Origin of the sequence: Pseudomonas canadensis (assembly GCF_030980095.1) — a bacterium.
GTDB lineage: Bacteria > Pseudomonadota > Gammaproteobacteria > Pseudomonadales > Pseudomonadaceae > Aquipseudomonas > Aquipseudomonas canadensis.
The window spans coordinates 5,248,550-5,261,213 of record NZ_CP133298.1 but is presented as its reverse complement, the minus strand read 5'-3'; the positions used below and the strand labels follow the sequence as shown (position 1 = coordinate 5,261,213).

The following is a 12,664-nucleotide window of genomic DNA, read 5'->3' as shown; positions in this document are numbered from 1 at the left end:
GGTTCCGGCGAGGCCACGAACCTCAGGCCACGTCAGCAATTGCGTGATGTCCGAATGCCTTGTTTTATGGGGGCTTGCATCGCTTTGGCTTACCCTTACAGCCCATATGGGCTGCGACGGGTCGCCCTATAACACGGCATTTTTTGTGGTTTTTGTTGAGAATCGAACACGATAAGATCGCGAACCTTTGCAATATTGGTGAAGGATTATTGCTGTAATCGATAAAAATTATTTCTTTATAAGACATGGTTTATACATCGCTAGCTAACTACAATCGCCCGCACTGAATGTCCGGTGCTGTTCAATATTTGAGCACTGGAGCGGTCGAGGGGCAGATGGACGGCTCTGTGCGACCCCAAGGTTCCGACAGCCTTTCAACTATCCGCACCAAATGGAATTGGTCTGTAACAAGGCCTTTAACCACGAAATCGAATAAGAACTCACCGCAGGTCCGTGAAACGCCACCTAATGGCGCGATGGGCAGGCTCTTATTCAATCGAAGAGAAATGCCAACCCTTGGCAGGGTGAAGTGTTGGCGATCAAAACCCAACTGCATTGCGCAAGCTGCTTTAGAGGTCGTGAGATGAGTAAAAACAGGTACCCCCGATTACTAGGCTTTTTGCCGCTGCTTGGCATGATGTTAATGCTGGGAGGCTGCAAGTGGACCTTGATGGACCCAAAAGGACAGATCGGTCTGGATCAACGAAACCTGATCATCACCGCCACCCTGCTGATGTTGTTGGTTGTGGTGCCTGTGATCATCATGACCTTCGCCTTCGCCTGGAAATACCGCGCGTCGAACACCAGCGCGACCTACGCGCCGAAGTGGTCGCACTCCACCAAGATTGAAATCGCAGTGTGGCTGGTGCCGATCCTCATCATCATCGCCCTGGGTTACATCACCTATAAGTCGACCCATGAGCTGGACCCGTACCGTCCGCTGGAATCCGACGTCAAGCCGATCAACATCGAAGTGGTCGCGCTGGACTGGAAGTGGCTGTTCATCTACCCGGACCTGGGTATCGCCACCGTCAACGAAATCCAGTTCCCAGAGAACACTCCGCTTAACTTCCGGATCACCTCCGACGCCGTGATGAACTCGTTCTTCATCCCAGCCCTGGGCGGTCAGATCTACGCGATGGCAGGCATGCAGACTCGCCTGCACCTGATCGCCAACGAAAAAGCTGAAATGGAAGGCATCTCCGCAAACTACAGCGGCGCTGGCTTCACCGGCATGAAATTCAAAGCGATCTCGACGAGCCAGGAAGGTTTCAACGCCTGGGTAGCCGAAGTCAAGGCCGCACCTAAACAGCTTGATCAAGCTGAATACGATGCCCTGACCAAACCAAGCCAGAACAACCCAGTCGCTCTGTACTCCGCGTATGAGCCGGACCTGTTTCAGAAAATCGTCGACAAGTACGAAGGTATGAAGCCAGGCAAGCCGGTCAAGCACGAGAAGAAAGAAGTGGCCGCGGTTGAAGGTTCTGACACGGGCTCGCATTCAACTGCTGGGGCAGAGGAGTAAACGATGTTTGGTAAATTAAGTTGGGATGCGGTCCCGTTCCACGAGCCGATCGTAATGGTGACCATCGCCATGATCGCGCTGGGTGGTCTGGCACTGTTTGCAGGTATTACGTACTTCAAGAAGTGGACCTACCTGTGGACCGAGTGGTTGACGTCGGTCGACCACAAGAAAATCGGCGTCATGTACGTCATCGTTGCCATGGTCATGCTGCTGCGTGGTTTTGCCGACGCCATCATGATGCGTACCCAGTTGGCCATGGCCACCGAGGGTTCGCCTGGCTACCTGCCACCTGAACACTATGACCAGATCTTCACCGCTCACGGTGTGATCATGATCATCTTCATGGCGATGCCATTCTTCACCGGCCTGATGAACCTTGCCTTGCCGCTGCAGATTGGCGCGCGTGACGTTGCCTACCCGTTCCTGAACTCCCTGAGCTTCTGGCTGCTGGTTTCCGGCGTGGTGCTGATCAACGTGTCCCTGGGCGTCGGCGAATTCGCCAAGACCGGTTGGGTTGCGTATCCGCCATTGTCGGGCCTGCAATACAGCCCTGGCGTGGGTGTGGACTACTACATCTGGGCCCTACAGTTATCAGGACTCGGGACGACACTGACGGGGGTCAACTTCCTGGCCACCGTCCTGAAAATGCGCGCCCCTGGCATGAAACTGATGGACATGCCGATCTTCACCTGGACCTGCACCTGGGCAAACGTGCTGATCGTGGCTTCGTTCCCGATCCTGGCCGCTACCATGGCGCTGCTGTCGCTTGACCGTTACCTGGATTTCCACATTTTCACCAATGAACTTGGTGGCAATCCAATGATGTACGTGAACCTGTTCTGGGCATGGGGTCACCCTGAGGTGTACATCCTGATCCTGCCAGCGTTCGGTATCTTCTCCGAAGTGATCTCGACCTTTACCGGCAAGCGCCTGTTCGGTCACCACTCGATGGTTTACGCATCGGGCGCAATCTCGGTACTGGGCTTCATGGTTTGGCTGCACCACTTCTTCACCATGGGTTCGGGTGCCAGCGTCAACGCCTTCTTCGGCCTGGCGACGATGCTGATTTCCATCCCGACGGGGGTGAAGCTATTCAACTGGCTGTTCACCATCTACCACGGTCGTCTGCGCATGACCAGCCAGGTCCTGTGGACCCTGGGCTTCATGGTGACTTTCGCCATTGGCGGCATGACCGGCGTACTGCTGGCCATCCCGGGTGCTGACTTCGTGCTGCACAACAGCCTGTTCGTGATCGCTCACTTCCACAACGTGATCATCGGTGGTGCTGTCTTCGGTTACATCGCTGGTTTCAGCTTCTACTTCCCGAAAGCGTTCGGCTTCAAGCTGCACGAAGGCTGGGGCAAGGCTGCATTCTGGTTCTGGATCTCGGGCTTCTTCGTCGCGTTCATGCCGCTCTATGCACTGGGCTTCATGGGCATGACCCGTCGTCTGAACGCTACCACCAACCCTGAGTGGGTGCCGTACCTGTACGTCGCCATGTTCGGTGCGGTGATGATCGCTGTGGGTATCGCCTGCCAGCTGATCCAGTTGTACGTGAGTGTCCGTGACCGTAAGCAGAACGCTTGCGAATCCGGTGACCCATGGAATGGCCACACCCTGGAATGGTCGACTTCTTCGCCACCGCCGTTCTACAACTTCGCCGTGATCCCTACTGCGAACACCATTGATGCGTTCACCGAAGCCAAGGAAGACGGTACTGCGTACCAGCGTCCTAAGCACTACGAACCGATCCACATGCCAAACAACACCGCCACTGGCGTGGTGATGGGCGCGCTGTTGACCGTGTTCGGTTTCGCGATGATCTGGCACATCTGGTGGCTGGCAATCGCGAGCCTGGTGGGCACCATCGGCTACTTCATTGTCCACGCCGCACGTGATGATCAAGGCTACATGGTGCCGGTCGAGACGATCGAACGCATCGAAGCCGAGCAACACGCTCGCCTGGTCGCCGAGAAGAAAATCCCGGCCAACCGTGTAGAAACCTCGTTGGAACAGGCTTAAACCATGTCGAACTTAGTGACCAATGCTGGACACGCCCATGTCGATGACCATGGGCACGATGACCATCACCACGACTCGGGGCCGATGACCGTTTTCGGTTTCTGGCTCTACCTGATGACCGACTGCATCTTGTTTGCGTCGATCTTCGCGGTGTACGCGGTACTGGTAAATAACGTAGCGGGTGGCCCGTCGGGCCACGACATCTTCGAACTGCCTTACGTGCTCGGCGAAACCGCCTTGCTGTTGTTCAGTTCGATCACCTACGGCTTCGCCATGTTGGCCTTCTACAAGGGCAACAAGAAAGGCGTACTGAGCTGGTTGGCACTGACCTTCCTGTTCGGCCTGGGCTTCATCGGCATGGAGATCAATGAGTTCCACCTGCTGATCTCCGAAGGCTACGGCCCGCACCGTTCCGGCTTCCTGTCGGCGTTCTTCACGCTGGTAGGCACCCACGGTCTGCACGTAACGGCTGGCCTGCTGTGGATGGCGGTGATGATGTATCAGGTCAATAAACACGGCCTGACCAACACCAACAAGACTCGCCTGAGCTGCCTGAGCCTGTTCTGGCACTTCCTGGACGTGGTCTGGATCTGCGTCTTCACCGTTGTTTACCTGATGGGGACTCTGTAATGGCTAATGCACACTCCCATGACCATGACAGCCATGATGCAAGCCACGGCAGCGTTAAGTCGTACGCCATCGGCTTCATCCTGTCGGTAATCCTGACGCTCATCCCGTTCGGTCTGGTGATGTACCCGACCCTGCCTAAGTCGATCACCTTGATGATCGTGCTGGCATTCGCGGTGATTCAGGTTCTGGTTCACCTGGTGTACTTCCTGCACCTGGACCGCTCCAAAGAGCAACGCGATAACGTGATTGCGTTCGTGTTCGCAGGGTTGGTAATCCTGCTGCTGGTTGGCCTGTCGATATGGATCATGTTCAGCATCCATACGTTCATGATGGCGAAGTGAGGTAAGACCCGATGTCGCTTAAGCACTTTATCCAAATCACCAAACCGGGGATCATTTTCGGTAACGTGCTTTCTGTGGCGGGCGGTTTCTTCCTGGCCTCCAAGGGACATGTCGATCTGGCCATCTTCCTGGCTGCAATGATCGGCACTTCCCTGGTGGTAGCTTCCGGTTGTGTGTTCAACAACTGCATCGACCGTGACATCGATATCAAGATGGAACGCACCAAGAATCGTGTGCTGGTCCAGGGCCTCATCTCCCTGAAGCTGGCACTGATCTACGCGACCGTCCTCGGTGTTGCCGGCGTGGCGTTGTTGTACAAGGTGGCCAACCCGCTGGCGGCGCTGTTTGCCGTGATCGGCTTTGTCATCTACGTCGGCCTCTACAGCCTGTACCTCAAGCGCAAGTCGGTTCACGGCACGCTGGTGGGCAGTCTGTCGGGAGCGATGCCGCCGGTGATTGGTTATGTGGCTGTGACCAATAGCTTCGACATGGCCGCGCTGACGCTACTGGTGATGTTCAGCCTGTGGCAGATGCCGCACTCGTACGCCATCGCGATTTTCCGCTTCAATGACTACCTGGCTGCTTCGATTCCGGTTCTGCCGGTCAAGCGTGGCATCCAGGTCGCCAAGAAACACATCCTGCTGTACATCCTGGCCTTCCTCGTGGCGACCTTGATGTTGACCTTCAGTGGCTACGCCGGCATGAGCTACCTTGCCGTCGCCGCCGCCATGGGCATGTACTGGTTGTACATGGCCTGGACCGGCTACAAGGCGGTGGATGACACCGTCTGGGCACGCAAGCTGTTCGTGTTCTCGATCTTCACCATCACCGCGCTCAGCGTGATGATGTCCCTGGATTTCCAAGTGCCGAAAGAGCTGTTGCTGACCTACGCTCACTGAGTGGTCCTGCAGTGAAAGAGCCCCGCCTTCGAGAGAAGCGCGGGGCTTTTTCTTGGGCGTCGGTTTAAATCTGCGGATGTTTATCTCGTCATACCCCTCTGTACGTGCTCTGCGAATCCACCACCCGCCAACAAGGAGTTGCCCCATGGTCAGCGTTAGTCGTCGGTCCCTTCTCGCCCTGGGCGCCGCCCTGCCTTTATTGGGGCGCCTGGATTGGGCGGTCGCGGCGCCGCCGCCGGCAAAGTCTGACGAGGTGCGACTCAACTACAACGAAAGCCCCTACGGACCCTCACAGGCCGCCCGTGAAGCGATGCAGCGTGGTATCGCGACGTCCGGGCGTTACCCCTACAACCACATGTATGCTTTAGCCGGGCTATTTGCTCAGCAGCAAGGCATTGCCGAAGAACAGGTGGCAGTGTTTGCAGGCTCAATGGCGGCCTTACGTTATGCGGTGCTGGCATTCACCAGCGAAACTCGCGGCCTGGTGATGGCTACGCCGTCCTACGAAGTGCCGCACCAGGCGGCGCAGGCGAACAAAGCTGCGGTGAAGGAAGTCAGCCTGAACGCCGACCACGCCCACGACATCCCGGCCATGCTCGCCGCCGATCCACAGGCCGGCATGCTCTACCTGTGCAACCCCAATAACCCCACTGGCACCGTTACGCCCGTCGACGACATCCGCCACGCGTTGGCGAATAAACCCAAAGGCAGTGTGCTGGTGGTAGACGAGGCTTACATCGACTTCGCCGACGTACCCAGCGTGGTCAGTTGGGTCAAGGACCACGACGACCTGCTGGTGCTGCGCACTTTCTCGAAAATTTACGGCATGGCCGGTGCCCGCCTGGGCTTGGCGGTCGGGCATCCGGCGTTGCTGGAACGCCTCGCCATATTTGGCGGCGACAACGTGCCGGCCGGCACCACTCTGCTCGGCGGCCTTGCCAGCCTTGAGGACGTCAAACTGCTGCCGCAACGCAAGGCGCTCAATAAACAACTGCGCGATGAGACTGTGGCCTGGCTGCAGGGGCGTGGTTTCACCTGCACGGCCTCCCAGGCCAATTGTTTCATGATCGACGTGAAGCAACCGGCGGAGCAGGTGATCGAGAAACTGGCAGCCCAAGGCGTGCTGATCGGCCGTGTGTTTAAAAACTGGCCGCAGTGGGTTCGGGTGACGGTGGGGAACAAGCGGGAGATGGCACGGTTTCGTGAGGTGTTTGCGGCACAAGTCGAACGCGCGGGTTAAACCGATGCAAAACAAATGTGGGAGCTGGCTTGCCTGCGATGCAGACGCCTCGGTATATCAATGAGACCGAGGTGATGCTATCGCAGGCAAGCCAGCTCCCACATTTGATTCTGCGGTGTCGCTTGCCTTGGGTTACTGCTGCGCGATGCTGTACCCATCAAATGCGGTCTGCTGCTGCAGCGCAGTGATCACGCTCTTGCGGCTCAGCGGCTGCTCGGCGCCGGCGTTATCCACAAAGCTCTCAACCGCAAGCTCCGCCTCATCTCCTTCACCCACAAAGCTGAACCCCAAAAACTCGAACGCCTCACGGTCGACATTCAGCTTGGAGCGCGGCGTGCGCAGCGGCAGGGTGACGCTGATGCCATCCTTGCTGATCACAAACACTTCAGCTTCTTTCTTGGGCCGTGAGGCCTTGCTCTTGCCGGCGCTTGGGTTGCTGATGGCCTGGTGGCTCTGGTTCAGCACTTTCAACGCCAGGCCGTAGACCAACTCCTGGAATTCGGGGTCGTCCTTGAAGCTGGACAGGATGCGGCTGATCGAAAACTTGCTGCTCAGGTCTTCCAGGGCTGCGTTATCGGCGGCTTCGGCGTCCTTGAGTTGCTTGAGCTGGCCCATCAGGTCGTAGGCCTTGTCGTCATCGAAAGCATCGTGGGCCTGGCGGATGGCCACGCGCAGCTCGCGGATCTGGTCGCTTTCCTTGGACGTGTGGAACGCGTCCAGCACCATCTCACTGATGATCTTGGCTGCTGGCAGATGCTGTGAAAGATTGATGGCGTTTTCGTATTCGGCTTTGGCGTGCAAGGCGACTACGGATTCTTCGGGGGCGGATTTTTCGGTGTAAGAATCGGACATTGAAATTTCACTACTTCAGTAAACGAGGACAAAAAAGCGTCGGGCATTTTCAGGGGGGAGGGAGGTCAGGTCAAGGCAGCACAATGCCCTTATCCCGACGCAACGCCGTCAGCGCCCGCTGCAGCCGTACGGCTCGTCCGCAAAACAGACCTACGGTAAACCCCGATATGCCGCCCACTGCCATCAACATCGACGGCGTGCTCAGCAGCAGCGGATGCACGGCTTGCTGGTAACCGAAGTAGTACTTCACCGCAAAGAACAGTTGCGAGATCAGCAGGGTTTTCCAGGTGCCCGGCAATACCAGGGTCTCGCCATTGGCATCCAGCCGCGCCCCCTCAACGTTGAACAGCACCATCCCCACCAGGCTGCCCAGCACCGCGCCGGCAACCCAGGCGCCGCTCGACAAGATTGAAGGCGCCAGCGACATCAACGACCACACCACCAGCACCACCGGCAGGATTACCAGCGAGCGGCGATTTTCGCGTCCACCCAGGCAGGCCTTGATGCCGTAGTAGCAAATCCACAGGTAAATGGCGTAGACCCAAATGGGCGTGCCTTGGAGGATGTCGAGCATGGTGTGCGTCCGTGCAAAGGGGAGGTGGTGGATAGTCGTTGAGTACTGACGCCTTTGTCCAGCGATCTGCCCCTGACCCACATCAACACTCCCCGCCCACAAAACCGTTACAACACAGAGGCCTGATGAACCCATAAAAACGACCACTGACCTGCGCCGAGGGGACCGCCCCACGCCAGGTTGTTAAAGGACTAATGCGATGGCGCTTTCCCTTTCTCGCCTGGCCTCGCTGGGGGCGACGCTTTGCCTGTCTCTTCCCCTGCACGCCAACGTTCCCGACGCTTCGCTGATCGAGCAGGGCAAATACGTCGCGCAACTGGGCGACTGCATCGCCTGCCACACCGCCAAGCAAGGCAAGGAGATGGCCGGCGGCCTGGAGCTGAGCACGCCGATGGGCACGATCTATTCGAGCAACATTACGCCGGACCGAGAGACAGGGATTGGCGCCTACACCTTCGAAGCGTTCGACCGCGTCATGCGCGAAGGCGTGACGCCGACGGGCATGAACCTGTACCCGGCGATGCCGTACCCGTCCTACGCCAAGATGAGCGAAACCGACATGCGTGCCCTGTTCGCTTATTTGATGCAAGGCGTCGAGCCGGTGCAGCAGGCCAATCTTGAGGCGGACATGGGCTTCCCGTTCAACCAGCGCTGGGGTCTGGCGTTGTGGAATTTTGTCTTCCTCGACAAACAACCCTTCAAGCCGAATCCTGCACGCGATGCACAACTCAACCGTGGCGCCTACCTGGTCCAGGGCCTGGGCCACTGCGGCTCCTGTCACACGCCACGGGGCATTGCGTTCCAGGAAAAAGCCATGAGCGACGAGGGTTCCAGCGGCCAGCACTACCTGGCCGGCGAAACCGTCGAGCATTGGCGCGCCCTGAGCCTGCGCAACCTGTGGACGGTGGAAGACACCGTGCAACTGCTCAAGACCGGGCAAAACCGCTTTGCCACGGTCGCCGGCAACATGGCCGATGTGATTCACCACAGCACCCAGCACTTCAGCGACTACGACCTGACGGCTATCGCCAGTTACTTGAAATCCCTACCCCTCGGTAAAGACGACTTGCCCATGCCGTCCGTGGCCCAGGCCCCAGCCGTGCCACCTGCAGATTTGTTCACCAGTCGTGGCGGACTGGGTTACATGCAGTTCTGCAGCGACTGTCATCGCAGCGATGGTGCGGGCGTGAAAGGTCTGTTCCCACCTTTGGCCGTCAATCCGAGCATTGCGTCCAGCAATCCGACTTCACTGCTGCACATCACCCTCACCGGCTGGGAGACCGCACAAACGGCAACGCACCCACGGATCTACACCATGCCGGGTTTCGCCCGCTTGAACGATCAGGAAATCGCCGAGATCCTCAGTTTCGTACGTACCCGTTGGGGTAACGAAGGCACGCCGATCAGCGCCGGCCAGGTGAAGAAACTGCGTGACCAACTCAACCCGGCCACCACCGATTCATCGGCCTTCGAAACCCCGCGCCTGGCCGAGTTGCTTGCGGCGCCCAACGCCGACCAGGTGATTCGCGGCATGCGCCTGCATCTGCAAACCAAAGAGCTGCTGCCCAGCAATGTCGGCAATTCACTCAATTGCACCAGTTGCCATCTCAACGCTGGCACGGTAGCGGATGGGTCTCCGTTTGTAGGCGTCTCGGCGTTTTTCCCCAGCTATGCGCCGCGCGCAGGCAAGGTGGTGACCCTGGAAGAACGAATTAACGGCTGCTTCCGCCGCTCGATGAATGGCAAACCACTGCCGCCACAATCGGCAGACATGCAAGCGATGGTCGCCTATTTCGATTGGATGAAAAACAACACCCGCCCCGAAGACAAAGTAGCCGGGCGCGGCGTGGGCAAGGTCGACCCGGCGATCAAGCCGGACCTGGCCAATGGCAAACAGGTCTACGCCAAGCAATGCGCGGTGTGCCATGGCGACAACGGCCAGGGCCTGGCACGTGCCGATGGAGAGCTGATCTACCCGCCGCTGTGGGGCGACCAATCGTTCAACATCGGTGCCGGCATGGCGCGCACCTACACGGCAGCGGCGTTCGTCAAACGCAACATGCCGATTGGCTTCCACGAGAAATTCCCGCTGGGGCAGGGCGGTTTATCGGACCAGGAAGCCGTGGATGTGGCGGCGTATTTCTCTGGTCAACCGCGCCCGGACTTCCCGGACAAGATCAAGGACTGGCCGAACGGCGGTAAACCTGTCGATGCGCGTTACTAGTCCAACTGTTTGAGGCAGGCCTCGAGAATATCCAGGCCTTCCTCCAGCACCGCAGGCTCGATGGTCAGCGGTGCCAGCAGGCGGATGATATGCCGCGACTTGCCGCTGGGCATCAGCAACAATCCGGCGTCCCGCGCCAGCCCGAGCAACTGGGTCAGCTGTTTCGACGCGGGTGTGCCGTCGGCGTTGGCCAGTTCGATGCCGCGCATGGCGCCCACGCCGGTCAGACGGCCGAGGTAGGGTGTCAGGCCTTGCGCACACCAGGTCTGATAGCGGCTGACGATGGCTTCTTCCTGCTGTAAGCCCCAGGTTTTCAGGTGTTCATCGGTCATGGCATCGAGGGTCGCCAACGCTGCCGCGCACGCAATGGGGTTGCCGGAATAGGTGCCGCCCAGGCCACCTTTGGGCAGATTGTCCATCAACGCCTTGCGCCCTACGACGGCGCCCAACGGCACACCGCCGGCGATGCTTTTACCCAGCAGGATCAAGTCCGGCTCGATCCCCAGGCGCGAGAACGCAAAACGCTCGCCGGTACGGCCAAAGCCCGATTGGATTTCATCGACAATCAGCAAAATGTTGTTCTCGTCGCAAAAGCGCCGCAGCGCCTGGGCGAATTCGATGTCCAGCGCCAGGAACCCCCCTTCGCCCTGTACCGGCTCGATGATGAAACAGGCCACGTCGTTGACATCGATTTCCACGCTGAACAAGCGGTCCATGGCCTTCAGCGCCTCGGCGCAGGTCACGCCGTTATCGGCACTGGGGTAGGGCAGGTGATACACCGGGCCTGGTAGTACGCCGACCTTTTGTTTGTAGGGCGCGACTTTGCCATTGAGGTTGAGCGTGGCCAGGGTACGGCCGTGGAAGGCGCCGTCAAACGCTATCACTGCGGTGCGGCCGGTAGCGCCGCGTACGATCTTCAGCGCGTTTTCCGCCGCCTCCGCGCCGCTGTTGGTGAGCATGCCGCTGACCGGGTAGTCCACCGGGATAAATGCGGTAAGACGATCCATCAGCTCGATGTAGGGCGTGTGAGGGGCGGCATTGAACGCGTAGTGCGTCAGCTGGGTCGCCTGGTCGCGAATTGCCTCGACCACGCCGGGATGGCAGTGACCGAGGTTGAGCACACCAATGCCGCCGACAAAATCGATGTAGCGTTTACCCGAGGTGTCCCAGACCTCAGCGTTTTTACCGTGGCTGAGGCTGATGGGGTGAACAATGGAAATCGATTGGCTGATGGTTTCGCGGCTCATGAATCGGGGACTCGGCAATGACGGGCTTGTTTTTATCTAAGCCGGGCACCCGCACTTGCCGCAAACGAAATAAAGTCGCCGGGTCATGACTGAAAGTCGGGATGTGTGCCGATGTACTCCACCATCCAGTTGAGGAAGGCTTTCACCTTGGGAATCTCGCCAGCATGTTCGGCATGGGCGATGAAGTGCGCGCCGCTGCTGGGCATCGCGTAGTTCCACGGAATCATCAGGCTACCCTGCGCCAGTTCATCCGCCACCAGATACTGCGGCACCAGCGCTACGCCATAGCCCGATTGTGCCGCGCGGATGCACATGTAGAACGTGTCGAAACGCGGGCCGTGGTAGCTGTTTTGCGAGTGCAGGCCCTGCTCCAGGAACCATTCGTGCCAGGCCTCCGGACGCGAGGTGCATTGCAGCAAGGTGTGGCGCGACGACGCATCGCTGCCTTCGGCGACGAATCCTGGCGCACACACCGGCACTACCGCCTCACGGAACAGCTCGATGCAGGTTGCACCTGGCCATGAGCCTTGGCCGAAGAAAAACGCGATATCGGCCTTGGCCTGCAATACGTCGAAAGGCTCCAGCTCGTTGCGCACGTCCAGATGGATATTCGGATGTTTCGCCGCGAAATCCTTGAGTTTGGGCACCAGCCAGCGGTCACCGAAGGTGGGCTGGGTGGCGATGCGCAGCACTTCAGTCTCGCCGCCGTAGGTGAGGATGTAGCGGCTGGAGATGTCCACCTGAGTGAGGATCTTGTGCACCTCGGCCAGGTACAGCGAGCCCGCCGGCGACAGGTACAGGCGCTGACGCACCCGTTCGAACAGATTGTGGCAAAGCATCTCTTCCAGCTGCGCCACCTGCTTGCTCACCGCACTCTGGGTCAGGTGCAGCTCTTCGGCGGCGCGAGTGAAACTCAAATGGCGGGCGGCGGCTTCGAAGCATTGCAGGGCGGTCATCGATGGGGTCAAGCGTTTTGAAATCATGCAGTTCATTCCAAATCGGAAGGAGCCTTTGCCTAAAGGTCGTTTGTGGCAGTAGCGCAAAGCCGTTGATACTGCCCCGCAGCACTATAAACCGGCGCGGGCTGTGGGGCGCCGAATAATAAGGAAT

The 12,664-nt window shown here is 58.7% G+C and carries 11 protein-coding genes; 7 read left to right on the top strand and 4 right to left on the bottom strand.

Going from position 1 to position 12,664, the window contains the following annotated elements; genetic code table 11:
* Positions 1-583 precede the first annotated feature (583 nt).
* From cyoA to ptaA, 6 genes are all read left to right on the top strand, one after another.
* Positions 584-1,525, top strand: a complete 942-nt coding sequence (gene cyoA / locus RB216_RS24460) for a ubiquinol oxidase subunit II (protein ID WP_028617882.1) — start codon at positions 584-586, stop codon at positions 1,523-1,525.
* 3 nt (positions 1,526-1,528) lie between these two features.
* Positions 1,529-3,547 carry a cytochrome o ubiquinol oxidase subunit I gene (gene cyoB, locus RB216_RS24455; protein WP_028617881.1) on the top strand — a complete coding sequence of 673 codons (2,019 nt, stop codon included), beginning with the start codon at positions 1,529-1,531 and terminating at the stop codon, positions 3,545-3,547.
* 3 nt (positions 3,548-3,550) lie between these two features.
* Entirely contained in the window at positions 3,551-4,177 is a 627-nt protein-coding gene (locus RB216_RS24450; RefSeq protein ID WP_010206435.1) for a cytochrome o ubiquinol oxidase subunit III, read from the top strand.
* The gene (gene cyoD / locus RB216_RS24445) at positions 4,177-4,518 is read left to right on the top strand and encodes a cytochrome o ubiquinol oxidase subunit IV (protein ID WP_010206434.1); all 342 of its coding nucleotides are present in this window, start codon (positions 4,177-4,179) and stop codon (positions 4,516-4,518) included. Before RB216_RS24450 ends, cyoD begins: the two co-directional genes overlap by 1 nt.
* An 11-nt stretch (positions 4,519-4,529) precedes the next feature.
* Positions 4,530-5,417 carry a heme o synthase gene (gene cyoE / locus RB216_RS24440; protein WP_003194050.1) on the top strand — a complete coding sequence of 296 codons (888 nt, stop codon included), beginning with the start codon at positions 4,530-4,532 and terminating at the stop codon, positions 5,415-5,417.
* A 145-nt stretch (positions 5,418-5,562) separates the two neighbouring features.
* Entirely contained in the window at positions 5,563-6,657 is a 1,095-nt protein-coding gene (ptaA, locus tag RB216_RS24435; protein WP_308907991.1) for a pyoverdine biosynthesis transaminase PtaA, read from the top strand.
* A 132-nt stretch (positions 6,658-6,789) separates the two neighbouring features.
* Here ptaA and RB216_RS24430 read toward each other — a convergent pair whose 3' ends face one another.
* Positions 6,790-7,509 carry a hypothetical protein gene (locus tag RB216_RS24430; protein WP_308907990.1) on the bottom strand — a complete coding sequence of 240 codons (720 nt, stop codon included), beginning with the start codon at positions 7,507-7,509 and terminating at the stop codon, positions 6,790-6,792.
* Between the two features lie 70 nt (positions 7,510-7,579).
* Complete coding sequence (locus RB216_RS24425; RefSeq protein ID WP_308907989.1) at positions 7,580-8,083, bottom strand: DUF6622 family protein; 504 nt, start codon at positions 8,081-8,083, stop codon at positions 7,580-7,582.
* A 199-nt stretch (positions 8,084-8,282) separates the two neighbouring features.
* Between RB216_RS24425 and RB216_RS24420 the strand changes: the two genes are divergently transcribed.
* Positions 8,283-10,307 carry a c-type cytochrome gene (locus RB216_RS24420; protein ID WP_122683423.1) on the top strand — a complete coding sequence of 675 codons (2,025 nt, stop codon included), beginning with the start codon at positions 8,283-8,285 and terminating at the stop codon, positions 10,305-10,307.
* Here RB216_RS24420 and RB216_RS24415 read toward each other — a convergent pair.
* Positions 10,304-11,554, bottom strand: a complete 1,251-nt coding sequence (locus RB216_RS24415; protein WP_308907988.1) for a 2-aminoadipate transaminase — start codon at positions 11,552-11,554, stop codon at positions 10,304-10,306. The genes RB216_RS24420 and RB216_RS24415 overlap by 4 nt on opposite strands.
* Before the next feature lie 83 nt (positions 11,555-11,637).
* Positions 11,638-12,537 (bottom strand): LysR substrate-binding domain-containing protein, encoded by a 900-nt coding sequence (locus RB216_RS24410; protein ID WP_032864356.1) that lies wholly within the window; start codon positions 12,535-12,537, stop codon positions 11,638-11,640.
* Positions 12,538-12,664: the final 127 nt, after the last annotated feature.

Bases quoted from the DNA above. Each gene is read 5' to 3' on its own strand.
- cyoA (WP_028617882.1), top strand. From the start codon at position 584: ATGAGTAAAAACAGGTACCCCCGATTACTAGGCTTTTTGCCGCTGCTT.
- cyoB (WP_028617881.1), top strand. From the start codon at position 1,529: ATGTTTGGTAAATTAAGTTGGGATGCGGTCCCGTTCCACGAGCCGATC.
- RB216_RS24450 (WP_010206435.1), top strand. From the start codon at position 3,551: ATGTCGAACTTAGTGACCAATGCTGGACACGCCCATGTCGATGACCAT.
- cyoD (WP_010206434.1), top strand. From the start codon at position 4,177: ATGGCTAATGCACACTCCCATGACCATGACAGCCATGATGCAAGCCAC.
- cyoE (WP_003194050.1), top strand. From the start codon at position 4,530: ATGTCGCTTAAGCACTTTATCCAAATCACCAAACCGGGGATCATTTTC.
- ptaA (WP_308907991.1), top strand. From the start codon at position 5,563: ATGGTCAGCGTTAGTCGTCGGTCCCTTCTCGCCCTGGGCGCCGCCCTG.
- RB216_RS24430 (WP_308907990.1), bottom strand. From the start codon at position 7,509: ATGTCCGATTCTTACACCGAAAAATCCGCCCCCGAAGAATCCGTAGTC.
- RB216_RS24425 (WP_308907989.1), bottom strand. From the start codon at position 8,083: ATGCTCGACATCCTCCAAGGCACGCCCATTTGGGTCTACGCCATTTAC.
- RB216_RS24420 (WP_122683423.1), top strand. From the start codon at position 8,283: ATGGCGCTTTCCCTTTCTCGCCTGGCCTCGCTGGGGGCGACGCTTTGC.
- RB216_RS24415 (WP_308907988.1), bottom strand. From the start codon at position 11,554: ATGAGCCGCGAAACCATCAGCCAATCGATTTCCATTGTTCACCCCATC.
- RB216_RS24410 (WP_032864356.1), bottom strand. From the start codon at position 12,537: ATGATTTCAAAACGCTTGACCCCATCGATGACCGCCCTGCAATGCTTC.